Source organism: Microbulbifer sp. CNSA002 (genome assembly GCF_047324085.1).
Classification (GTDB): Bacteria; Pseudomonadota; Gammaproteobacteria; order Pseudomonadales; family Cellvibrionaceae; genus Microbulbifer.
Window position 1 is genome coordinate 3649405 of sequence record NZ_CP172449.1, and the last position, 26399, is coordinate 3675803.

General features: G+C 41.8%; 16 protein-coding genes. 6 read left to right on the plus strand and 10 right to left on the minus strand.

Annotated elements, in window-relative coordinates; all coding sequences use genetic code 11:
• Window positions 1-1627 precede the first annotated feature (1627 nt).
• The 5 genes from ACG1BZ_RS16145 to ACG1BZ_RS16165 all read left to right on the plus strand — a co-directional run bounded on the left by ACG1BZ_RS16145 (window position 1628) and on the right by ACG1BZ_RS16165 (window position 6139).
• Window positions 1628-3097: an alpha/beta fold hydrolase gene (locus ACG1BZ_RS16145; RefSeq protein WP_413662715.1), complete on the plus strand. Its 1470-nt coding sequence runs from the start codon at window positions 1628-1630 to the stop codon at window positions 3095-3097.
• A 123-nt stretch (window positions 3098-3220) separates the two neighbouring features.
• Entirely contained in the window at window positions 3221-4315 is a 1095-nt protein-coding gene (locus ACG1BZ_RS16150; RefSeq protein WP_413662716.1) for a PaaI family thioesterase, read from the plus strand.
• 134 nt (window positions 4316-4449) lie between these two features.
• Window positions 4450-4983: a DUF2058 domain-containing protein gene (locus ACG1BZ_RS16155; protein WP_413662717.1), complete on the plus strand. Its 534-nt coding sequence runs from the start codon at window positions 4450-4452 to the stop codon at window positions 4981-4983.
• 8 nt (window positions 4984-4991) lie between these two features.
• Window positions 4992-5552 (plus strand): DUF1415 domain-containing protein, encoded by a 561-nt coding sequence (locus tag ACG1BZ_RS16160; protein ID WP_413662718.1) that lies wholly within the window; start codon window positions 4992-4994, stop codon window positions 5550-5552.
• The gene (locus ACG1BZ_RS16165) at window positions 5552-6139 is read left to right on the plus strand and encodes a DUF99 family protein (RefSeq protein WP_413662719.1); all 588 of its coding nucleotides are present in this window, start codon (window positions 5552-5554) and stop codon (window positions 6137-6139) included. The genes ACG1BZ_RS16160 and ACG1BZ_RS16165 overlap by 1 nt, the downstream gene beginning before the upstream one ends.
• 68 nt (window positions 6140-6207) lie before the next feature.
• Here the strand turns inward: ACG1BZ_RS16165 and ACG1BZ_RS16170 are convergent, their stop codons facing one another.
• The 10 genes from ACG1BZ_RS16170 to ACG1BZ_RS16215 all read right to left on the minus strand — a co-directional run bounded on the left by ACG1BZ_RS16170 (window position 6208) and on the right by ACG1BZ_RS16215 (window position 22610).
• A complete protein-coding gene (locus ACG1BZ_RS16170) occupies window positions 6208-7077 on the minus strand; it encodes an alpha/beta hydrolase (RefSeq protein WP_413662720.1) in 870 nt (289 codons plus the stop codon).
• 129 nt (window positions 7078-7206) lie between these two features.
• Window positions 7207-8586 (minus strand): peptidoglycan DD-metalloendopeptidase family protein, encoded by a 1380-nt coding sequence (locus ACG1BZ_RS16175; protein WP_413662721.1) that lies wholly within the window; start codon window positions 8584-8586, stop codon window positions 7207-7209.
• A gap of 9 nt (window positions 8587-8595) precedes the next feature.
• Window positions 8596-10083, minus strand: coding sequence for a M23/M56 family metallopeptidase (locus ACG1BZ_RS16180; protein ID WP_413662722.1), 1488 nt, complete (start codon window positions 10081-10083; stop codon window positions 8596-8598).
• 3 nt (window positions 10084-10086) lie between these two features.
• Window positions 10087-10485: a BlaI/MecI/CopY family transcriptional regulator gene (locus tag ACG1BZ_RS16185; RefSeq protein WP_413662723.1), complete on the minus strand. Its 399-nt coding sequence runs from the start codon at window positions 10483-10485 to the stop codon at window positions 10087-10089.
• Between the two features lie 215 nt (window positions 10486-10700).
• A complete protein-coding gene (locus tag ACG1BZ_RS16190) occupies window positions 10701-11099 on the minus strand; it encodes an MAPEG family protein (protein WP_413662724.1) in 399 nt (132 codons plus the stop codon).
• A gap of 103 nt (window positions 11100-11202) precedes the next feature.
• A complete protein-coding gene (locus ACG1BZ_RS16195) occupies window positions 11203-11670 on the minus strand; it encodes a hypothetical protein (protein WP_413662725.1) in 468 nt (155 codons plus the stop codon).
• 167 nt (window positions 11671-11837) lie between these two features.
• Entirely contained in the window at window positions 11838-12323 is a 486-nt protein-coding gene (locus ACG1BZ_RS16200) for a hotdog fold domain-containing protein (protein WP_413662726.1), read from the minus strand.
• Between the two features lie 1087 nt (window positions 12324-13410).
• Window positions 13411-14382: a GlxA family transcriptional regulator gene (locus ACG1BZ_RS16205; RefSeq protein ID WP_413662727.1), complete on the minus strand. Its 972-nt coding sequence runs from the start codon at window positions 14380-14382 to the stop codon at window positions 13411-13413.
• Window positions 14383-15678: 1296 nt separating this feature from the next.
• Window positions 15679-19671, minus strand: a complete 3993-nt coding sequence (locus ACG1BZ_RS16210) for a DUF6531 domain-containing protein (protein WP_413662728.1) — start codon at window positions 19669-19671, stop codon at window positions 15679-15681.
• Between the two features lie 857 nt (window positions 19672-20528).
• Entirely contained in the window at window positions 20529-22610 is a 2082-nt protein-coding gene (locus ACG1BZ_RS16215; protein WP_413662729.1) for a neutral/alkaline non-lysosomal ceramidase N-terminal domain-containing protein, read from the minus strand.
• Between the two features lie 757 nt (window positions 22611-23367).
• Between ACG1BZ_RS16215 and ACG1BZ_RS16220 the strand changes: the two genes are divergently transcribed.
• Window positions 23368-26391: a cellulose binding domain-containing protein gene (locus ACG1BZ_RS16220; protein ID WP_413662730.1), complete on the plus strand. Its 3024-nt coding sequence runs from the start codon at window positions 23368-23370 to the stop codon at window positions 26389-26391.
• The last annotated feature ends 8 nt before the right edge of the window (window positions 26392-26399 follow it).

The following is a 26399-nucleotide window of genomic DNA, read 5'->3' on the forward strand; positions in this document are numbered from 1 at the left end:
ACACTTTCGTTTATAGAGCCTGTCAAGCCACTATACAAAAAGTACAAGCGTTTTATCCGTGCTAAAGCCCTGAGAGGGCCCTAAGCAACCTTGTTTTGCACTCTCAGCCTTTGTTCAGCCCCTTCACTTTCATTGAACGCAGACATCTCACCGTTCCAAATTCCTCGAAGCAGCAGCCTGGAGTTAAAGATCCTATCAGTACTAGGTCCTATTCACTTTACGTTAAGTTACCTAAGAGTTACGAAAGTACCCTCGACTAACGATATCCTTTAGTGCTTATGACAGATGCAGACTCAGCCTTTCAGGCCACTTCAGGTACAACTCAAGTGCCGATGGATTTTGGCAAACTGCAGGAAGTCATTTTAGTTGGACTATCTTACTCAAAAGGGTCAAAAATCATGCCAGCCGTCTTCGGGACTTTACCCCCATCAGCGATAAAAACTGGAAATATTTAACTGGCAAGGCCTATGCGCATGCCACTTTTATTCATGACGTCATTTTGCCCCTCCTAGCAAGATCACATAGCCTATCTGACATCGGACACACCTTTATAGCGCACTCTCTAGGCGGGCTGTTTGGCACATATATGTTGCTTACCAGGCTAAGCGGCTTTGATGACTATATCCTCAGCAGGATATCGGTGTGGCACGATCGTGCAAGAATCTTTAATATGAAAGCTACTTTCAGCTCTAATTACCGAAAGGTGTTTATTGGATTTGGTGCTATAGAAACTCCAGAAAAAAGCCAAATTCGCAACGACATGGTAAGGGGAGCGAGGCAGCCCCAAAGAAAATTAATCATTGAAGAAGGCTAGAGATAAGCCCCCGACTGCTCATTATTCCAGAAGCAAATCATGGCACTTCATTTCCAACTACTGCCATTTAGGACTTGGCTTGCTATACAGAACGAGAATGTAAGAGCAATAAAAATATGAGCTACTAGATGACAGTTTTATCAATACAAAGGTCTTTTATATCAACGATATACAACCACTAAAATTTATAAAAATCTCATAGGTGTGATGAACAAACCAAAGATAAAAAGGCTATCCTTATTGTTATAGCTGGCATTTTTTCATTGACACTATAGCCTCACTTTACCAAAGCTATTATCTAGGGATGATAAACTTCAAATCGCCATACGATCCTCTCTCAGACACCCTGCTTCAGGTAAAATATCTACATCAGAGGCGCCCCATGAATCTGAGCATAATGATTTTATATAACAACCCATAATACCTGAACACTTGCCACCCCAGGCGTAGAACCATTTTTTAGTTATTTTAGAGCAAGAGCTTAATTGCTATATAGTGAATTTAAGGAAAGCTAGCTTTCATAGAGTAGCAATATTGCCTATCATTGATTATAACCTTGCACGGACCCTATAAGCCCATTAGTACTGGGGTTTAAACATCCACCTACTATTTTCCGGACTTCTGTCTGACAGCCTAATTAAATCGAAACCCCTAGTGAGAGGTTAATAGCTTATATTACCGATATTCACGGGGTATCTATATCGAGAAAAGCCCCATGAGCTCTCGAATAAACTATTTATCCACTTGAAAATAAGAGCCCAATCTAAAACAATAACATTCGCCTAAGTTCGACAATAAGGAAGTATCGAAACAATGAAAAATAATGCCAAAAAAGCACATCTTTTCGCTCCGCTAATAATAATGCTATCACTGAGCCCTGTCAGCGGATCAGCAAAGTCCATTAACAATGAAAAACCGCACACCTTTACTACATGGAGCAAACAAACTGCAGAGGGCTATCAAGGCTTTATTGAGGTACCAGAAGATCGCACTAAGAAAGATAGCCGTAATATCACCCTCCAATATGTAAGGTTTCCTGCAACAGGAAAGAAAGTGGGCCCACCAATAATCTACCTGGCAGGCGGCCCTGGTGGCTCAGGAATTACGGCCGTTAACTATCGCTTTGATATGTTTATGGCGTTGCGACAATTTGGTGATGTTATCGCATTAGATCAACGTGGTAGCGGCCGCTCCAATGACCTTCCCAATTGTGAATCCAAGCAAATTGTACCTTCCCTTGAACCAATCACCGATACCCAGTATATCAACTACCACCGCAAAGCCCTAAAAGAGTGCTTACATTTTTGGGAGCTTACTGGTGTAAACCTAAATGCCTATAATACTCTCGAAAATGCCCGAGATCTTGATGCCATACGGAGCCATTTGGGTGCAGAGAAAATAGTATTGTGGGGAACATCTTATGGAAGCCATCTCTCTTTGGCAGCGGTAAAGGAGATCGAAGGTTCTATTGATAAGCTAATTTTATCCAGTGCAGAGGGTTTGGACCAAACCATCAAGCTGCCCGCCCGAACAGATTACTATCTAAACCGTCTACAACAGGCAGTCAATCAGCAACCCGCAGCAAAAAAAGCCTATCCAGATATTAAAGCACTTATAAGCCGAGTCCATAAAAAACTTGAGTCACAACCATTGAAAATTAAAATCCCTCAACGGGATGGCAGGGAAGTCGAATCCCTCCTACAGCGTAGGGATATGCAACAACTAGCCTCGGCATTCATTGCGGACCCTAAAAGTGTCAGCCATCTACTCAGGTTTTATCGCGATTTGGACCAAGGAGCTACATTAAGTTTCGACAAGGTGCCCAGACGTTACTTCCCCGATGAATTTCTGCAACCAGGCATACCCATATCCCTGCGCCCGATGCCTACGGCGATGGATATAGCCTCTGGAATTGATATGAAGCGTAAAGCACAGGTTGTTGAGCAGGCACAAAAATCTCTACTGAAAGACTACCTAAATTTCTCTCTGCACTACGATAATTTGGCACCAGAGTTAGACCTTGGGGATAAATTTCGAGAAAAGCCAGTCAGCAATATTCCGGTATTACTATTTAGCGGGACCTTGGACGGAAGAACTTATCTGGAAGGTCAATATGAAGCCATTTCAGGGTTCAAAAACGCCACTAAAGTAACAGTCGAAAATGCAGGGCATAATTTATTAATGGCTTCTCCTGAAGTCCAGGATGCGATAAATCTATTTATGGAGGGGCAGCCTATCCCGAATACCCATATCGTAGCCAAACTACCCAACTTAGCTCCATAACCAGTATCCGCCGATCGATAGCTGCGCTGTTAGGGTAAAAGACTCTTCCGCAGCTTTCTCCCTTTCTCGCATCCAACAAACCCTCACATTACCCTTGTCCTAGAAGCAACTGGAGGCTGGGGGATGACCAATATCACCGACGAAGTCCATCGTGGTGCCATCTGTGACCTCAGGGCGTTGCAGCAACCTGGTCTCGACACCTTTAAACGTTACATTCGCGGCAGCTTACCCGGGCCCCCTTTTTGGCGACTAACGGGTATGACTCCCACCGAGGCCGGCCTTGGTAAGGCCACCTATTCTATGCCTATTACGCCGTGGCTAGCTGATGGGACCGGGATCTATTGGGGGGGTATCTATGCGATGTTTGCAGACGCCCCCTTGGCCTCCGCAATATGGACAACCTTGCCAGCTGGTAAAGTCTTGAGCACATCAGAATTAAATATGTGCTTTATTCGACCCATCACTAGCAGTACACAAAATATTGTTGGTAGAGCTACGACCGTTCATTCAGGCAACCAGGTGGGGCTCTCAAGTATTCAGATTAACGATCAGGAGGGGAGAACCCTCGCTTTCGGTAGCACTCGCTGCCTTATTGCCGACTTTCCAGTCAACCCAGATCAGGAGCTTCCAATTCCCGACCTAGGACCAACAGATACACCTGACCCTTATCTTCGCCCTCCTCCAAAAACGTTCTTTTGCGACATGGCACACTTACCGGAGCAAGTCCCTATCGAACTGCAGAGAACCACGATTAGTGAGGGGCGAACTCACCCTATCTGGATGCTCACAGGTTACCGCGCAATAGAGGTTGAAAATGGTCGCTGTATCTCGACTATGCCCTCCTCTCCCTGGTTCTCCAATGGGACCCTTTCTATATATGGTGGACTTTTGGCATGGGCCGCAGATTTCACCATGGGAGGCGCGGTCTACTCCACACTGCCTGCAGGATCTATATTCGCTACTCTGGACATGCATATCCGCTTTGCTCGCCCAGCCAAGCTCAACAGTGGCGACTTGATTCTGGAGGCGCAGGTACTCCACCGCGGCCGGCAGCTGAGAGTATCCTCTTGCAACATTGATACTCCCAGTGGCAAGCGGGTGGCTATTGCTACTGGCTCAGCCCTGGTAATTCCAGGGGGCGCTCAAATGCTGAGTGACGGCAAGGAACCCGATGAAATCATCGCAACTGCTACCTCCGGTAAGCCTTGGACACCATAAAAATCTTTAGCGGTAGTTGGACCATCTTCAGGTAAAATACCCTCACAAACTATCAACCCATATGGTTGGTGAAAATTTGATCAGGCATACCTGTAAAGGCTGCCGAAACTTTAGACTTTCACGGGGAAGAGACTATGGCCTCATTGCAAGACCAACTACTCCAAGCAGGACTTGTCGATAAAAAGAAAGCCAAACAAATCAGCAAAGATAAACGGAAGCAACAGAAAGTTGCGAAGAAGTCTTCACAACCCCAGATTGATGAAACAAAGCTAGCAGCACAAAAGGCTCAAGCAGAGAAAGCCGCTCGTGATCGCGCCCTCAATGCTGAGCGCGATGCGGCTGCACAGCAGAAAGCTATTGCCGCGCAAATCAAGCAATTGGTGGAAAAAAATCGCCAACCTTATTCTGGTGAAATTACTTATAACTTCACTTTCGACAAAAAAATCAAAACCATCTATGTCAGCGAAGAATTAAGGGATCACTTGATTGCGGGGCGCCTGATGATTGTTGTCCAGGGAGAACAATTTGAGTTGGTTCCACGGGTTATTGCCGAGAAAATTGCGGAGCGCAATAGCGATATCGTAATCAGGCCTGCTGAAAGTTCAGCAGTGGTAGATGAAGATGATCCCTATGCAGACTTTCAGATCCCCGATGATCTTATGTGGTAAGCAGTCAAATGGAAAAAGCTGTTACTCAGGCGGTAGAACAATGGCTTACTGATGTGGTTGTCGGTCTCAACCTCTGCCCTTTCGCACGCAAACCTCTGCGTGCAGGGCAAATTCGACTCAAGGTGAGTCCTGCCACAGGAGACGAGGCGCTACTCAGTGATCTATTGTCGGAATTACGTCGGCTCGATACCACTTCGGAATCTGAATTGCTTACCACCTTATTGATTATCCCTAATCACCTAGGGAAATTCAGCGACTACAACCAGTTCCTGGATTTAGCAGAGTGGTTACTGGAACGCAACGACTATGTAGGAACCTATCAATTAGCCAGCTTCCACCCAGATTATCAATTTGCTGGCACTGCAGCCGCCGATGCGGAAAACCTAACTAATCGCGCACCCTATCCTATCTTACACCTGCTGAGAGAAGAGAACCTGGAAAAAATGATTGATCTATATCCAGATCCAGAGAGTATTCCAGAAAATAATATCCGTCGTATGGAATCATTAAGCCATGAGGAAAAACTAAAGTTATTTCCCTACTTATTTCTTCAGGGCAACAAGAAATAATGAAGCCTCTGGCAGAATTATTACGATTAAGGAAGCAGATCCGAGTTATCGGTTTTGATGACGCCCCTTTTGAAAAACGAAGGGGCGCGCCGGTAAAAGTAAGCGGTATTATCTGCACCAAAACTCGCTTTGAGGGAATGCTTTGGGGGCAGGTAAGCAAAGATGGGATGGAAGCTACAGAAACTCTTGCCACACTGCTGAAAGAAAGTAAATTCTACAGCCAGGTAAATGTCGTATTGACCGATGGAGTAGCAGTGGGTGGTTTCAATATTATTGATCTGCCCAAGCTGGCCGATATCTTACAGCGCCCTTGTATCGCGTTAATGCGAAAACCACCAGACATTCAAGCCATTGATAAAGCGCTGCAAAATTTTCCTGACTATCTACTGCGTAAAGAGACCCTGATGAAAGCTGGGAGTATCCATAACTACAATAACTTCCATTTTCAAGTGCAGGGATGTGAACCGGGGATTGCCGCCCAGGTGTTAGAGCAAACCACTGACACTGGGTATGTCCCTGAAGCTCTACGTTTAGCCCATATGATTGGCGCGGCAGTAATGACCGGACAAAGTGGCAAACGCGCATAATTCCAATAGCACAACAGATCTACCATTTGTCGCGGGCAGCTATAGCTCTTCTTTTACCGCGAGAATTATTATATTGCCCACAAATCCTGATATACCCACCTTAAACCTTTTGCCAACCCCACCGGGAAAGTGGAATAGTGGTCCGTACCGCTCACCACCTCTCCACTAAGCTTTAATCCACGATAATTACGCGACTGTAATTTAGCAAGAAATCTCTTATGCCCATCTACCATATCATTACGCATGTGGCTCTTTTGTATTGTCTCCAAAGCGCCAGTGGCAATATAGACGTTTACAGGCAGTGTGTTGTTATGGCTTGCATATTTATTCTCCAAATCAAAGATCATTTCATCCTTAAACCAAAGAGAAGGACTTGTCAGGATATAAGTGGAAAACAACTGTGGATTGGTAAGTAATACCCAAGCACCAAAAGATCCACCCAATGAATGACCTGAAAGAATCCTACGTGTGGGATCCCCCCTAAAACTCCCCTCAATAAAGGGCATTACTTCTTTTTCAATAAACTGTAAGTACTTACTGGCTCCACCAGTTGTATAACGCTTCCACCCACTATCGACTACGGGCGTGAGATCTCGAACTCGACTATACTGCCCGTTTTCTCCGTGAGCGAATGAAATAGCAACTACGATGGCTTTATCCATATCCTTAAAGTGTGTAACACCCGAGGCAACCTTAAATGTATGAGGCCCATCATTAAGGTAAATTATCGGGTAGGTCTTATTTTTATTGTCATCGTTCGAGTAACCTGATGGTAACTTCACATATAAGTCGTATTTGCGTTTGAGAATATCAGAGTCAACTGTGTATATTTTAGATCCACTTAACTCAAAAGATTCAGAAACCTTGGTAATGAGGGGCTCTGCAATTAGTGAATTAGACAGCACCAGAATGGCTATCAGCAGAATAGCTCTAATCATATTTAACCTAGTTTAATTTTATACTCAATATTGCTTTAAGAAAAAATTCGCTACCAACAAAATGTAATTCAGTTAAACCCTGAATATAATAAGGTGAGAGAGAAATAAAAAAGATAAAGAAAAGCTTAATTATGAATCAAACTGATTTGGTTGAGCGTACTTTATCAATTCATCTTGAATCTTTTGAACCTGTTGAGAAAATTGATTTAAAGAATCTCCTACCAGCCCCTTACTAATAGGGAGGTCAAGCCTTAATGGATCAACAGCCGTACCATTTTTATGAATCTCATAGTGCAAGTGACGCCCCTGCACACGACCTGTAGCGCCAAGGTAACCGATTACCTGCCCCTGTTTTACTCTTCCCCCTTTACTAATTCCTTTCGCGTACCCCTTAAGGTGCGCATAAATAGTCTTTATCCCGGAGCCATGGCGAATACGAATATAGTTGCCGAAACTACCAAAATAAGAAGCTCGCTCAATAATACCATCACCTGCAGCCAATATCGGCGTGCCCAAAGGGGCTCCAAAGTCCAAACCTTTATGTACTCGGGTATACCCTAGGACTGGGTGCTTGCGACGCCCAAAATAAGATGACAACCTTGCATTCTCTAACGGAGTACGCATTAGAAACCCTCTAGAGCCTTGGCCATCAGGGTAAAAATAATCCACCCCCTGAGGTCCCTCAGTAGAAAACCGATATAAACTTATCTTTTCTCCACTAAGAATAAGCTCAGCAAATAAAATTCTATTTAGTTTTTCCTTTCCAGTTTGGCTATTGAACAAGGTATCATAGAAAACAGAGAATTGATCACCTGCTCGAATCTGCCGTTGAAAATCTACGGAATAACTAAATATTTCATTTAGTTTTGTGAGTACAGAATTAGATAGGCCAGACTCTTTTCCACTTTGGTATAAACTGCCCGAAATTTCACCTTTAACATAGTATTTCCTGGCATCGACAGGAGATTCAAATTGATTAGCTCTATAATTGTCTCCATGTCTAACCAACTCCAAACTCTCTGCAAAGCCAACAACCAAGGTAAGCTTATTAAGCTTTCCAGTGGTATCTATTGTTAAGTTAAATTCCTTACCAACTGGTAGGATACTGACATTGACATGTTCCGACAAAGCCTGAATTATTTTATACGCTTCTGCACGATCGACTCCACTATCCACCAATAGTGATAAAACCCCTTGGTTTTTAGCTAGTTGAACTTTTTTTGTGCGCTCTAGATATTCTTCCTCAACTCTATATGGAGGGGCCACCTCCCTACGCTGCATCCCTTCATCTTGATGTACCAAGGATAGATCATTGAGTAGGGGCAATGTAAAAGATAAATCATATTGTACCGATTTAACATTGGAATGGTTTTCCAATAACGGCCCTGCTATCGCCAGTGATTGAATCGATAAAAGAACCAGCAACAAAGCCATCCTCCAGATATCGATCAGAAAGAAAATAGTTAATCGCCTCACAGGTAACCCTACTTTTCTTAAGTAATAAATCACACTCCCCCCTTACTTCGCAAGCAAAGTGTCTGGGTTGATTCGCTTGCCTTCTTTGATAAGTTCAAAGTGAAGATGTGGCCCTGTTACACGCCCTGATATACCCACAGTTCCTATCGCCTGGCCGGCACGTACTGACTGCCCTGCCTCAACCTCCCGCTCATTTAAATGGGAGTACAGAGTTTTCGTATTATTACCATGATCAATAATTATGATTTTCCCATAATTTTTATGCTTATAATCATCAGTAGAGACTATTACAACACCACTTTCAGCTGAAACCACCGGAGTACCAATCGGTGCCGCAAAGTCAGTACCTTCATGGGGTTTTTTGCGAATTTTACTGAAATCACCAAAAGGGCTACTAATACGGGCACTCTCAACCGGGACTGTCAATTTGGTAATCTCCACTGAAGCCATTGTTAATCCCGGTTTTAACAGTAGCCCTCCGAGTATTAAAATGGTTGAAAAACTGCAGAACAACATAGCGCGTAAATAGACACCTAATTCGCCATTATTAGCCCCCGCCCTTGAGGCTTCCATAATATTCAAAAGTCTGCGTCGGAAAAAAGGAGCCTGACTCGTACCACCAGAGAAAGAGAAAGCTACAACCCAGTCACTTGTTCTTTGTGAAGAGTTCCGTCGAAGAGTGTCAATCATTGCTTGTGCATAAACACGGTGCAATTCTCGCTTACATGACTTTAGAACTTCGCGATCGCACCCCAACTCTATCGCCCAACTGAATCGAGACTTCATCCAACCTAAGAAGGGATTGAACCATAGGATGCAAGTAAATATATGCACAATCAGAATCAACAAGGGGTCAAGCCTTTTCAAGTGCATAATTTCATGCTCAATGATTAGATGACGCTCCGTTTCATTCATTGATAAAATATAGGAGGGAAGCACCAATTTACGACTGAATAGCTGCATCACAAATGGTGTAATCGTTGAGTGTGTTATAAACACCTGAGTCTTACTTCCGATTAGAAAATCACTTTGAGATGAAGTAAAAAACTGGTCAAATTTAACAACAGAAAGCTTATTATTTGCTATTAAACGCAATTTCTTGCCATAGAAAAACTGACTCACTACCACTTTAGATAAGGTAAAAAACACCCCGGACAGATATATAAGCAACCAAAGAAAAGCCAGTAATTCAACAGAACTCAAAGAGGTCGATACATACTCATGCAGAACTATGTTAATTGGTGGTATAGAGGTAACCTCATAAGCTGGCGGTAATTCAAAATTCAGATCCGGAGCAATACCCAACGTTAACTGGTCGCTCAATTGCGCAAGAAAAAATGGGGAACCGGCAGCAACCATTGCACACAACCAGAAACTTCGCCAATGGTATATCGCATTAAAGCTGTCTTTATTTCTAGCTGTTGCCAGCCAAATAACAATAAAAACCAACCCCGCCCACAATATTGAGAAGAAAGAAGTAGCTAGAAAATCCAGTGCAAATGGTAGAACTGTAGAGACTATCTCGGCCATAGCCTATTCACCATCCTTGCTGACCGGCTCAGAGTCAGGCCAGGAATCGAGTACTGCCTGAAGCTCCTCGATATCTTTATCACTCATTAACTTACTGCCGGCAAACATCGACACAGGAAAGGGACCATCAAGCTCTAATACTCTTTCAGCGAAATCTTTTGCATATGACGCCAGAGTTTCCACCTTCTCAATCGCAGGGCTATAAACATGGATTCCATGGATCTCAGATTGAGCCACAAACGACTTATCCCGCATCCGATCTAGTGTCTTTCGAGTAGAGGAGTATGACCAACCCAATTCAGGTCCCACCCGATCATGTAACTCTCTGGCACTCAGCGGTTCTTGCCTCCAAAGGGCTTTCAACAGCGCAAGTTCTGATGGGGACGGTTTTACCTTTTTCATTTTATCTTCCCGTGTGACAGTCAGGGCTAGTGTGCGACAAGCGTCGCACTCGGTCAACCACCCTGTAGGGAAACTTGTTAGGTTGTTTTTTATACAGCCAGGATCGTAAACAGTTTTTGCCGGCTGGCAAAAAGTTAAAAGCTATCGATAGACCAATCGATTTTGATCAGTTTAAGCACCAACCAATATAAGGTTTGAAAGCGCTTGCAACCAACTCAAAACCTCAGGGCTTGCTGCACCAGCGCCAAGCAAAGCCCCAATCCAAAGATATAAGTGCCTACGGCACCCAAGAAGCGCATTGGGTTAGGCTTTGCCATAGTGGAGGGAAATAAGATGCCTGCAACAAAAAGAAATCGACAGGCGGTCAGCAGAATAACAAACCACCAAACCCAGGTAGAAGACTGCCCTAAGCTCACTAAGTAAATAAGTACCATCAAAAGGGGAGCATATTCTGCTGTATTTGCATGGGCCCTTACCCATTTGTGTAGGGTATTATCGGGGTCGAAAGAATGCCCAACTAAAACCTCATACTTACCCCGCCCAACAGTAACCAAGGCGCCGAGCAAAAGGGATAATGCCGCTAAGAGCCCAATACACAAATAGTAAACATTCATAGAAATCTCCATTTCCTATGTTATTTGTACAGGGAGGGCATTTTAAGCCTCGCCTCCCCGCCCAAATTGTTCACACTATATAAGCATCGTTTTCAGCTACATTTTAAAGAATCACAGCAGTATCTCTGGAGCCTGTCGCGAACAATGCAACCAGAGAAAACTGTGAAAAACCTTGATCAGTAGATAGATACTCTTTACACCAAAACCTAAGTTCATCCGACCATTTAACCAAAGCCTGCTGCCTCTTCGGCTCAGCATCATATTGGGAAGCCAGTCCAGCAAAGTGACAGTGCACAACTACTTTAGAGTCATTGCTTCGGCTATCATCAACTACAGATACCGTCATAGAAGCAGATACAGACTCCCAACTAATCAGGAAGTACAGAGAAGTATCACTTACATTTTCATCAAGCTTGGAAATTGCGAGCTGTAATACTTCGGAAAGGTCCTGATAAATATCATCATTCGCCAAGGCAGTACTTTCCGATCGGTGTAACTCATGCTCCGTAGCAGTTTTATTTTCACCACCAAAGAGGCATGTCGACTTTTCTATCTGCCAAGCCAATCTCATAAACCCTCCAAATACATCAAGACTGAACAAAGAAATATTCTACGAGATTTATGAGTAGAGCACACTTCATCCCCTCCCAGCCTGCATACTCTTCTCCATATTCAAGCTCAAAGTAAGGCAATTCCCCTTGAAAATACACCAAGAGTTGACCTCAAATGACAACTCTACTACTTCGCGTTGGGGCGCTCTGATACACGCATGGTAATATCGGCATGAAATACTTCCTCTCCATTAGTATCAATAACGCTCACAGGCATAACAACATCGCCAGCCTCAATGGTTTTAAACCCTGGATACTCACAAACGGCTCGTAGATTAGTCTTCGCCATCTTTAAGTACTTGACTTCCATCCCTACTGGTATCCAGCGAAAGCGTCGATCCAAAGACACATCCAAACAAACACCGCCAGCTAATTCAGCGGCGTTACACATAGCGATAGCATGTACAGTACCGATATGATTTGTCACGCTCCAACGCTTATTCAGTAAAACCTCCACTTTACCCGGTGATAATTCCAGGAAACGCGGCTTGATTGAACGAAAATACGGTGCCTTAAGTGCCACTAATTTAGACACCAGCCAGCGGCCCAATGCCGAGCCGCCAAGTCGCCCCCACAGATTAAGTACCGGGCTTTTAGAAGATTGATAGTCCATCTTACCTCTCCATCCTATACATCGAACCGCCACTCTATATGGGCGGTCTTAAGCTATTTAGGCCACTATATATCAACTTCCGGTAGTCCAGGGTAATCAGATCTATCAGCTTTATTGACATAGGCTATTCCAAGCGCAGAAATGCCCAAGAGGAGATTTGGTTCATAAGCGAGTGCAACTAATAAGGCTAGAGCTAATAATTTGTATCCCTTAAAAGCATATCCATTAATAGGTAAAGTAAGTATATCTGCAAGCTGAGAGGCATACTAAATGGCAATCGCTACTGCACACCTTGAAAGATTGTTTTTGATGTCCAAAAAATTCTCTCAGGCAATCTTTTATAGAAAAGCTTAGACTGAGTAGCTAATTATATGTCAATTAATACTGAAGATTAGATGTCGGAAATTGTCAGGCCAGAAATCTTAGATTAAATTCTAACTATACTTCTCGCTGCAGCACCTGCTTTTCCCATTTCTAAGGCATCTAACTTTCAATATATCCACCATAATTAAGGGTACATTATAAATTTTTCAGAAATTTAATATTGCGAAGGGTATGATCGCGACTCCCACAACGCACCAATAATATTAGATTCCCAGAATATCTACACCACTAAAGGGCTTCCGTTCATGGGTCTAATTTTATTTAGCCGCAAATCTATCACTATTTTTTCACCACACCTATATATATCGGGATATGATTTTATGCTATATCACTTACCAATTGCTACCGGCCTGGTCCTAATAGAGACCGAGAAGCTCGCAGTCTACCGGTGAAAATTGGAGCTTCTAGTTAACACAACAAATTAATTCCTATTCATGGGAGCGACTCAATCAACCCTAGCAAGGTTATATAATGGAGAGAATCAAGCTGTGTAAATTATCGAGTAAGAATAAAAAGCCAGCTAAAAGATTTTTTCCCAGATGTAAATCTAGTGGAGGCATCTACAAAAGGAAAGACAAGCAAGAATTAGGTAAGAAGAACAAAAATCTCTAACAGAAAATGTTATTTATATTTACATCAAGGATAAAAATATCTTTTATGAAAATGAGACAGCCCTACCGAATAGACTGTCCCATAAATTATCTCACGACAACTTTCGACGGTATTCCCTCGGCAACATACCCTTATTTCGGCGAAATGCCCTTCTAAGCTGCTCTTGAGACTTAAAACCACAGATAGTAGCTATACGCTCCTGAGTTAACGCTTGAGTTGCTAAAAGCTGGCAAACCTTTTCAATGCGAATTTTCTCAACGAATCGACCTGGAGTTACTCCCATATCCCGAGTAAAGCAGCGAGCAAAGTTTCTCGGGCTCATAGATGTCTTTTCCGCGAGACTATTAACGCATAAAGTTTTATCCAAATTACTATGAATCCATTGCACCAGCTCTAAAAAACGATCACTCTTTAACTGGCTCATAAGATAAGTGCTACTCTGTTTATGATCTCCATCTCTCTTGAGATATAAGACCATTAATTGAGCAACAGCTAAAGCAATACCCCGACCAAAATCATCCTCTACCATTGCCAAAGCCATATCAACCCCCGCACTAACACCTGCAGAAGTATATATATGATCATCTTTGACAAATACGGATTCTGAATCGACATCCACTTCTGGGAATCTCTTCAGCTGATCAATATATCTCCAATGGGTAGTGGCACGCCGACCATTTAGCAAACCTACTTTTGCGAGAATCAGAGCTCCATTGCCAATAGAGCCTATACGCTTAACTAAACCAGACTGAAGAGAAAGCCATCTACTCAAACATTCACTGATATTCAAATCATCAGCAGCATTAAGATTACCGCTCACAAGGAGAGTATGAATTCCTCTTGAATCAGTAAAACATCTATCTGAGCATATCCTTAAACCTGATGAGATTTCCTTGGTATCTCCATCTTCGGCTAAGAATTCAACCTCATACTGATCATCACAACTAAAGCCCCTATCCTTTAGCTGCTGATTTGCCAGCGAAAACACTTCTGCGGGCCCCATTACATCTAATGAGTGTGCCCCAGGGTAAAATACGATAGATACTTTCTTTTTACAGTTCATTTTAAATTGCAGAATAAGCGTAAAACTATATACCAAACTCAAAAATCACTGTGCGGATTACTAACTTATTAAAAGAAACTTCAGGAATACTATCTTGGGTAGCCCAACCACCTCAGAGGAAGGTGAAAAAACGCCATAGCGGAAGCTGAATAAAACCTAAATAAAATCCAGATTAACTGGAAACACTACTAATAAGTTAATTCTTCACTTGATCTGAGTAATATACCAGGTGGCTACTACCCAATAGTGAGAATTGATCACACGATGATTCTTACCCCAATTAGAGACTACAGGCAAACACACTATCCATCAGCCATACTCTCATCATCCATATACATAAAAATGCTATTTAATAAGGCACCTTCAGAACCAATATCACAAACTGTTAATCCTGTATAATTAAGCAATCCTGACCCTAAGGTACCAGCTTTTTCTATTCTGTAAAGTAATAACGATATTTTTTTTCGGAATATATAGTCGTATATGAAACAGCCCTGCATCCTGCCAAATAAACTTTGATTGCGGCCAATAATATCAACAAAGAAACACTACCCAGCCACATCAACAGAAGAGCCACTTCAAAGACCTAACGCCATTAAAGGAAAAAGATAATCATTCCTAATAAAAGGAGCTGTAAATATCTAAAGTCCTATTCATCTCAGCTAACATGAATTGATTCAAGGCAAGAAACAAAAGAAACTCACATTTATCGCCTAAAGCCTTCGCTCTATCGTATAACGACCTAAAAGCCCGCAAGAAGTGCACCGCCGTACCACTTACTTATTCGCTCATATGAGCATCAAAATATTGATGATCTCATAGAAATTTAAATAATTTATCGACTCAAATAACCTCAGGCTTAGTAAGCTCTCTAACATATTGTTACAGTCGGTTGAGTGCTGAGCCCCATAGCTGGGACTTTCGAGGGTTATTAAATATAGATAGGCTTCAGGCTACGCATGGTAATCTGCTACTTCCAGGGCGGATAAGCAATGACTACCGACAACCTTGGCAGGATAGCCAAGACTTTAGAAAGTGAGTTTTCATTATTTATGGAAAATAACACACTAAAGCTATTGCCCTTTATGTTGCCGAAAGCCCTATCTAGCAATTTAACCCGCATAGACTTATATAAGCTAAAAAGGACAGCAACTTGTCTTCATGTAAAGAAGCACTGAATATGATTTATCTCAAAATGCAATACTGCTGTAAAAACTTACGCAAATTAACGTATTCAAGCTTTCGAGTTAACCCCCTATATCACAGACGACTTATAAGCCTTTACGAAATAATACTTCATTTACTTTGATCGTCACTCTTAAGCTGTTGAATAAGCGTATCACCAGACCAAAAGAATCTGACACAACCATCATAATTTTCCTTTCTTACACATCGCCCCAAGGGGTCGTATTGATACCGAATCACATCCTGAAATTTCTCTACACCTTTTTCTACTTTTAGATTTTCTATTTTTATCAACTTGTGCTGACAATTATAATGGTATCGAATCCTCTGTGCCCCCTCCCCTCCAACTTCTTCAACACGACCTGTAGAAGAGGTATAACCACGGGATATATTGCCATTATCAACGACTCTATTCTCAATAACTTCTTTGCCAGGAATCTGACTATCAAGCTTACTCGTCGAGTTAAGCTTACCTAGGAGACTATCAGCGGGGTCATAAATTAAGAAGGCAAGAAACTGATCTGAATCACTCTTACAAAAGTTATGAACATTAAAGATATTTTTATTAACCTTGCCGGAATGATTAACTCTGGCAAGTGAACAGTTACTATTCGGCAATAAATTCAAAATATTTGTAACTGTATCAATTGGCCTTTCAAACTTACTGACAATAAAGCCTTGCACATAAACCTGAGGATCATAATTGTCCAGAGGTTTCAACCCTTCGGTTGTTTTTATCAACAAAGAATTGAAATTTCCATTTACTGAGGAGAAGGGTGAATTCTCAGATTCCACAGAATGATCAAAGATAAATTTAACATCTTCTTTTCTGGATAGTGAAGTTGCCGTAAGATTACCTAAAATATCATACTTATAACTGAGCTTACTATCATCTTGCCATTCCGCTACAATACGACCACTAGTATCATATTCCCACTTCAGACTACAGTAATTATTTTTAGCTTCGATCAGTTGCCCTAGACAATTATATCTAAAGCTATTAACGCCCTCTAGCGTAGTTTCTTTTATTAACTGGCCCAGCAAATCACGTTCAAAGTAGATATCGGTACCAATGCCTGATTGAGAAGCAATTACTTCCGTAGAATTTACTAAGTGGCCAGCGACATTATATGCATAGTGGGTAACACGACCATAGAAATCCTCCTCTTCTATTAATCGGTTATTGAGATCATATTTCAGCCGATAACACTCACCCTTTTCATTTATAAGGCAAATTAAATTGCCCTCTCCATCATAATGATATTCTAATTGACTGCCACTGGAACTAGTCTTGCTCTTTATTTGATGGAGTGCGTTATAAGAATAACGCATATAATTCCCATCCTTATCTAATATTTCTGAAACTAATCCATGCTGGTTAAATCTGCACTGAATATCTGTATCTTTTTGAGCAACCTTAACATTGATCCGACCCTGATCCTCATTCTTGCAAGAAGCCTCTTTCGTCTCAGCAGGCGTTAACAATTCCGTGCGACTATCAACATCATATCTACAATCAATAGATCGTCCGAAGGGGCAACTTATTCTTAATAGCTTATTGCTGCTTCCCCACAGATAACTCGTAACATTACCTAATGAGTCACTAATAGAATTAATCATACCTGCTGAGGTATAGTCATATTTCACTTGGTTGCCGAGCGGGTCTTCAGCTAGCACCAGCTGTCTTTTTTTGTTGTAACTATACTGCCAACTGCTATCTGATGGATCAGTATACTTTGTGGCGAGACCTTCATTGTTATATTCAATTTGATAATTATTACCGGCCACATCTATCTTCTCGGTCAAGCGACCCTGATTGTCATATCGGAATAACTCCTCACGTATAGTCCCATCAGTACTGGGTAGCCGTACTTTTGTAACGTGACCTAGATCGCTGTATTCATACCACGTTTCTCCACCTTCAGCATCTTGATGGAACGTGAGTAATCCGCGATTATTGAAGTGAAAACGTTGCCGCCCGCCTCTCGTGTCACACATCGTTGCTCCGTGACCACTTTCCTCCCAGATAAATTGATAACTGTAAGCAGCTTTTTCGTCAATAGGGTCCCCCCACTGCCGTATACAATGCGCTGAACTACCCTCAGCATCCCACTGAAAATAGAAACTATAACCAGTTTTTAAAGTTCTTTGTTTAATAAGGCCTTTGTGATAAACATACTTTTCATTATTGCCAACACTGTCTACAGCTTCAGTCAGATTATTTTCACTATCAAAGACATATTGAGCTACTACTTCAGAACTTCCCGAATTATTTTCTTTTGTCAAAGTATTTATAAGGTGACTTTCAGGAGATTCATCAAGCGAGCTAATGTATAAAATTTCACCGGAACTACTCTCGACCGATCTTAAATACTCCCCTGAGTAGTTGAATAAATAAAAGTTATCGTTATCATCCCGAATCTCAGCGAGCTTTAACGCACCAGTTTCACCAGTAGCTTTAAAATGTCTTTGTACTCCATTGGAAATTCCATATGTCGTAATGATCCAATGCTCATCGTTTACTCGCGTGAGAGTTAATCTCTCATAAATATTATGACTGCGCGAGCTATTTCCGGGAGCTGGCAAGCTAATTATTCTACCTTCAGAATCAAAGAAGAGTATGGGTTTGCCTGGACGCCAAACCAAGCGCTCGCTAAATGTATGAGTCCAACCACAACCCAATCCGAAATTTCTTGAATTACTACTGCGATAGGTACGAGTTACCGATAAGGGTAGTGCCCCCTCCAATACCAAATCTTCTAAAGTAAACTGAACCTCTCCAGTTTTTAGATTTACAGACCTAGTTACTTCACCAGTAACATTATCGCTCTGACATATATCGGAGTTAAAATTTTCACCTACTTCGCTAATGTGGTTATCAGTATCATATGAATAATCCCTAACACAATTTATCTTATAAAATTCAGACTTTACATCATGGGGCACTGTGAAAGCTTGTTCACTCCCCCTTTTATTTTCTCGCAGCTCGTTACCCACTTTGACTTGCACTAAATTTCGACTATTTTTTCGGGGTGCAGCTATTTTGGGGGTTTTCTTTCCGGATACAGCAGTGCTTTTGCCTACTGTCGGATATCCTGAATTTTTAGCAAGTATTTTCCTTTGCTTTTTTGTCCTGGCAAAATCAAACATTAAATCGCCAATATTACGGAAAGCAATCACTAAGCGCTTATTCTTAATTAAGGATGTTATAGCTACATCTCCCTCAGTCAATGCCGCAAGTGCTATAGTCAAAATGATCTCAAAAGTACCACTTGCAGTTAAGTTTGTGTGCTGCAAGCTATGTTGTGTTTTGATGTAGTCCTGGGCAAAATGAAAAACTGCTCCCCGAAGAGTTGGGTCACTATAAATAACCTCGGCTATGTTGAAACTCAAGCGGAGCTGCTTTTTTGAAACAGAACTGGGATTAAAGCCTAGTACATCAATCACACCTCGATACAGGGAGGTTACACATTCATCAGCTTCTTCTTCTGGAGTTTCTTCATATAAGACATAATTGATTGCTGCAGAGCTAAACTCAAATGATTGACGTGCTGGACTTACTATCTTCTCAACATCAACAGCACTCTTTGACCAAATCGATAAGCGCCACACAGAGCTGTCAGTTTCTTTTACTTTCTTTTTTGCAGTTGTTACACGCTTCACCCAACTCCAATCAGTTTGCTGGCTAATAAAAGCCTTATCTGCAACTTCCTGCGTAATAATTTTCTGCAAGCCCATACGAATCTTAGCAACCAACTCTGTTTGTAGATCCCCCAATGCCGAATATGGCAATGGGGCTTCTTCAATAATCAGTTGATTCTGAGCCAATGCCCGATAAATGGCTTTATCCCGCTCATTAAGATAGCCAGGCACATTACTTAATCGCGATTGAGATGGGGGACGCTCTTGCTCAGGGTCTATATCTGGCGCAAAGGTTGTGTATAAGCCAAGGTACTGGTCATACACTAACTGAAGAGTGTTAGTATCGAACATCCTCAATAATTCAGCAGCATCAATCTTTCTAGAGGGACCCGTCTGGCATATCCATCCAGGCCGCACCGCATAACGAGAGCCCTGAGAGTTTTCGATATAGAGCTGTATCAAAAGTTAAATCCTATCAACCGCTGACCGACTATTTTGCGGTCATCAAAAAACGAATCCATTCAAAGCACCTAAACTAGGTGCTCAACTTCGACATAATCATTTCTACTGGGACGATTTTTCTTTCAAAGGACAAAGAAATATATTTCAGCCTTCTTACATCGGTTTTAAAAAATCGGCTGAACCAAGAACAGTTTCTACGTCCAAAATTTTGACAATGAGTGTGAAGTTTAGTAGTCCGTGTTTCAAAGCCGGGAACACTAAGCTCTCGATTCACATTCAAGTCTTCACTATCACAAGCAAAATACTAAAAGTCACAATAGCAACATCAAAAGCTATACCAATAGGAAAACCATAATTCATCCACATCTAAAGACTTTTCAAATGATCTAAACGAAATAGTTATAATCCCTATCTAATAGCTACTAAGCCAATCCTCCAAGATACCTAACATACCACCATCTTTCGGAGTAACTAGAAATTAGGTGAAAGCTAACTTAATTTGTATTGTTGCGATAGGAAAAAGCGATTACAGGAGAGTACACTGCATATAGTGCAATTAAATTTGACTAGGGTCAAAGAAAGAAAATAACAGTCAAGCGATATATGACAGCATATTCTGACAAAAAAGCACCATTTAGCGACATTAAATATAGTTTAAAGTTATGGATGGCAAACTAATCTCAAAGAGAGCACTTGAGTCCCATTAAATTGTCAGCGTAAATTATAGTATTCACTCAAATAATATAATACAAAATTGATAACGATTCAGCAGTCGAATATTTATATATAAAGGTACGTCTGTTATGGGTATAGACATAATAGATCGGCTGGATTATCCAACCGATCCGTAATGAGCACTAATTGCTAACAGTAAAACTACTCGACTTACCTGAATAGCTGGAAATCTTCCCAGTCCAACCACTCTTCCAGTTACCAAAGTGCTTTATTCGGTAAGTGCCTGATGGTGTATCCTCTCCGATGATCCACTGTCCTTCAGCAAAAGAACAGGCCATACAATCAATAGCTGTATCTCGCGTCCAAATAAAGCGTGTATCCAAATCATCATCGGTAAGATAAGTTTCCCAACTACCACTAACTTTACGCTGTACCTCAATGAACGTACTCTCAGTCTTCAGGTCATTACGGGGATGGCCAGAACGGAAAGTGACAGATACAGTATCGCCAGCACTGTAGCTGGTACCTACATCATCCCAGACTTGACCAAAAGTCTCCCACAGGCGTTTATCATCATAAACAACCCCAATTACATTAATGATTTGGTCATCAGATAGATCTTCCGGAGTGGGCCCTGCAGTAATATCTACGCCATTGACCATAGCATATGTCATCTCGGTATAAATCTGTCTATAGGCAGCAAGGGTATTAGGGCCGTATATGGTGTGTGCTCCCTCATAGTGCTGCCTATCAAACTCTTCAGGGGTAGTTATGTAACCGGAATACGCATTTGCCAAACCGGCAATCACCACAGTGTTTACACCGCTTCCTTCAAAAGCTGACAAGACTTCAGCCTCAAGACGTCGGCCTGCCATAGTCGTCATTTCACCCGGCGCGGCGACCAAAGCAAGTGAGCCTATGCGAAACATTTGGAAAGGTAGGTAAGGGGTATAAAGTGCTTGGCCTATTACCTCACGCTCTACAAATGTAGGTTTGGGGTACTGGCAGGGATCATCCTGAGTATCCTCATATACTGCAGCTGCAGAGAATGCACTCATCAGGCCAAAAAGTGGATAACCATTAATAGCCGATTCGAATAGTCCCACATCTCTATCCCAATCCACCCCCTCATTTTCAACAGACATTCCTTCAAAAATACCATCAATATTGCTGGGGCCATCCCAGGTTGATCCTGCAGTAAATGACCAGCCGACAGCACCTTCACAAATATCTATTTGCCCCTCACCGGTAAATTCACCTGCTACGGTATAGCCAGGGAAATAGATATGTTGATGTCGATAATCTAATCCACCTTCAAGTTTCACAGTAGCTGATTGGTAAAGAGACTGAGCTTTTGCAACCTGCTTTTCAGCAGATAAAAGTAAACTTTCATATTCAGAATTTTCGCATCCATCCCTAGGGCCACAAATATTCGGAGACGCATCACCTAAATTGCTATTGGCAAATGCCGCAGTAAATTGACTTGCAGCACCCTGCTCGGCAGCCCAAGACTCCAGCAACTGACTCGCCGCCCCCTTATTATCTCCGCTAAGTTGCCGCTGCCCTGTCCCTAACGAGACATTGTGTACTGCAAACCAATTAATAACTCCCAGTGCTTTGTTGTTGGCATCAACCAACTTGAGTTGGGTCATGGTTTTATTGGTATCGTATTGATAGTCGCTTGCATCAGTATTTTCTGAATAAGGGTCTGGGTTTCGATTAATACTGGTATCGAGCAAGATCCCCTGCTCAATAAAGATATCACCTGGAGTTAGTCCACTGTCCGCTTCAACGATTGACTGAAAAATACCATCAACAATAGCGTCATAGTTATCTTCCGCATACCCGAGAGCACTCATATTCAACATGACATAATGATCATACCCCCCAGGACCTACATGGGTATGTGTAGCAGTCAGCATTACATTCTTTTCTGTGTACTTACTATCACCATAGAGATTTTTCAATTTATCTACGACACCCTGCTTCACGCCCTGCGGAATACCTTGCAAATCTGCTGATACGAATACCAAACGCTCATTTTCAGAGCTATCAGAAATTATGAATGCGCGAGACCATAAACGGGTATGAATTCCCTTAGTTGTCTGCCCCGTTTCTCCATATCCTACCATTCCAACATCTGCTGCCGGGCCAGTTATATCATACTTACCAACACCAACACGCCAGTCAGATGCTTTAACAGTAGAAGAAGCTCCAATAAATACTATTAAAGCAATGACGTAACCATTAATTATTTTTTTCATTTTTTCTCCAGAATCTATACACGCAGGAGTACATTCGCCAGTTCACAGAAGTGAAGGCGTATCCTTTTCGTTGAAAGTTGATACCTGAATAAGCCACTTCCGATCAACTCGAACGCGACTCTCTAGATAGTTAGCCAATGTAATCTTGGCTTTTATTATCTCATCCTGAAAAGCGGCTTTATTATTTTAAAAATACTCATAGTAGCCATAACCTCCCTGCTGTCAGCACACTAAAACTGAGAGTACAGCTCTAGTACGCATGTTCAGAATACCCTAACTGGCTGTATTTGGTAGCACCCGCAGAGTAATTGCCCGCCATAAATCCGTTAATTTAGAGTCGAAAGTAAAATAATATTAAATATACGAAGATTTTCTGAACTACAGCAAACCTAAATTTTTACAATTCAAGCAAGTACAATCTAAAAATGAGTGTAAAGAAAGGATAGATTAGGGGATTTGAATTACATTTAGAGAGGAAATGTTAAACACTTTCGCCATTCAAAATTAGCACTCAATCAGTTTCCAATTATATTCCATAGATTGACCACTTGTTCACAAAAATAATTAAATTAACAATTAATTAGGCAAACACCTGTACTTAACATTCAAAGTTCTCTTGACGTGAAATAAGGTGGAAGTTGAATAACATTAATAATCGGTCCTTTTAGCATTTGACGCCCCTGACTATAAATATGTGAACTTTATGTAGCTATCAATATCCGACTACTCTGCAGTAATCCATATAGATACATATATAATGCACGCTAAACTTCTCCCCCTCTCAGTTTTTACCATATTGACCTTCTTATCCCTACCATCCCTGGCCGGTCAAAAGTGCGATGTACAAATGACGATACAGAGCGAATGGGAAGACGGATATATGGCTTCAGTGGTTGTACGTAATACAGGTACCGAGCCAATAAGTGATTGGGAACTTTCATGGCAATGGCCCTCAGACCAAGAAGTCACACATATATGGAATGCTACCTCAGCCCAGGATGAAAACCTGATCTCTGTAGTTGGAAAACAAGGCTATATAAAAGTACCCATTGGCCAAGCCCAATCTTTTGGTTTTAATATTCGCTACTCGGGTGGTGAACAGAAGCCTGCTCATATTAACGCTAGTTGCAACAACACCATCAATAAACCAGATCCGCCCCCACCTTCACGAGACCTGTTAGACCCCCTTTCACAATACAATTTTATTTTAGGCACTCAAACGATAAACCCCAGGTATACATTTACAGATAAGGGATCACTTGTTGAAAGTGCTGAAGCCATTTACTCAATGGGCTCTAACTTACTCAAGATAGCCCTTTCTCCGAGCCTATATAGCGAGCTAAGTCACTCTGGACTCGACTATCAATTCAAGCGAATGCTGGAAGAAATACCAGAATTTCAGCAAGTCTTGGAAATGGATTTCTCCATCTACATGTTTTGGGTCGAGGACTCCGGTTCCTGGATGGATAACAAAGGAATGAGTGAAGAAGAGCTAAAGTGGCAATATGACAAAATTTATTCGTTGGCTGAATATTTACTAACTGAATATAACGGCTCCGGTAAGACATTCATGATTGGGCATTGGGAAGGCGATTGGAACCTGGTTCAAAAAACTGATGGTACTAGAGATGACAGTCAGGAAACTATCCCTCCTAAGCGTTTACAAGGTCTAATTGACTGGATCAATATTCGACAAAAAGCCATTGACGATGCCAAAGCAAATATCACCCACTCTGACGTTAACTTATATCACTATATTGAGGTCAATAGGGTTGAATCTGCAATGCAGGGCAAAGAACGGATAACCAATGCCGTACTTCCCCATACTAATGTAGATTTGGTATCTTATTCAGCTTACGATCTCACTACCAAAGAAAAGCATTCAGATTTTGCCACTCTACATAGTGAGTTAACTTCAGCTCTAGAATTTATCAACTCAAATCTTCCCAAAAAATCTGGGCTGCCATTTGAAAAGCGGGTTTTCATTGGCGAATATGGTTACGGAGAGTCCTGGTTTAAGGATTGGGGAGCCCGCTCTGGCGAAGCCCAGGATATGCTATCACGCAATGTAATAAAAACGGCACTCCAGTGGGGTGCTCCATTTATTTTGTACTGGCAAATGTATGACAATGAGTATGATAGCTGGATCAATGAATTCGCTGGCTACTGGCTGATTGACAAGGATGGTAATAAAAAGGAGATTTATAAGACTCACCAAGAGTACTATAAGGACGCGAGAGCATTCTTAGATAACTATTATATGGAAAACTCCTCCCTTCCGTCAGAAAGTGAATTTCGAACCTATGCCTTAAAATGGTTTGAATCATCGAAAACCCCACCACAACAGCCCAAACCTGACACCCCCCCTACTATACCGGAAGAACCCGGTGAACCTTCAGGCCAGTGTAATGTGGAATATGCAGTGCAAAACGATTGGGGAAGTGGCTTTATGGCAAATGTGGTTATTTATAATAAAGGAAAGACTTCTCTCGATAAATGGCAGCTACAGTGGAACTGGCAAGGTAACCAATCAATCACAAACTTCTGGAATGCACAAGTCGCAGAAAGTAACGGGACTATAACTGTTACTAGTGAATCATCTATTCCCGCAGGAGAGGCACGAGCTTTTGGGTTTAATGCAAATTACTCTGGAGAAAACACCCCACCAATTATAATTGGCAACTGCACGGGTAGACTCACAACAGAACCTTCACAACCTAGTCAGCCCCCCAATCAGCCCAATGAACATTCAGATAGTAGCAGTATTAAGCTATGGTTTATTGGTGATTCGATTACTTACGGCATGACAACACTCCCTTATAATTCAAACGGATTTCGTAGCCAGATCTGGAACTATCTTACCAAAGCAGCCGATGGCAACTCAATCTTTCCTATAGATCAAGAATCTACCAGTGAGCAGCTAATTCTAAAATACAATGGAAAACAACTAGAAACGATTGGCACTATCACTGGACCAACAGGCCCTGACGATATGTCTCAACAGACCAAGAATTACTGGCACTCTGGGATACCTGGAGCTACAACCAGCGATTTACTTTGCTACCTTGATCCGATAGGCCATCAAATCACCCCGGGCTACAATTTCACCAACTGCCTCAATTCCATCAAGAACTTCAATCAATTTCTCATCGAAATGTGCAGGGAGAACGAAACTAGTACAGGCTGGCTCACTAATCAAGCCTGCAATTTAATGCGGGATATAACCTCTGAGGATAGCGTTGTCATACCTATACAGCTCGGCACTAACGACATCACCTTCCTTAGCATGAATAATGCGATTGATTGTAGCCTTCCCATACAAGAAAATAGTGAATCCGCCCAGAAGCTAAATATGGTCGTTAGTAAGATAATATCATCACCCAATAATATTCAAGGCATATCAATAATAGATAGAATACAAAATTACTTTGAGAGCATAGATATTCCAACTGAGAAAATTGCATTCGTAATTTCAACTATCCCTCGTCGAAGTGATTTAGATGGACAAGATCCGAAAAATTACTGTACGGACTTTTATAATCAAAAAATCAGGAAGTCACTATCAGCGGCCTCCAATACCAAAAATATTTTCTTAGCAGACCAAGGAAATATTGTCCCAACTGGAGACCCGGTACACCCAACAACTGAGGGCCACAAGATTATGGCTTGCAACTTACTTTATGGTAAAAATCTTGGCCATTCAGATATTCCTTCTTGTATTCTTCCCAGTAACATCCCAGATAAAGGGCTATTGAAAGCAATAGATCATGTATCCAATTAGCTAGGATT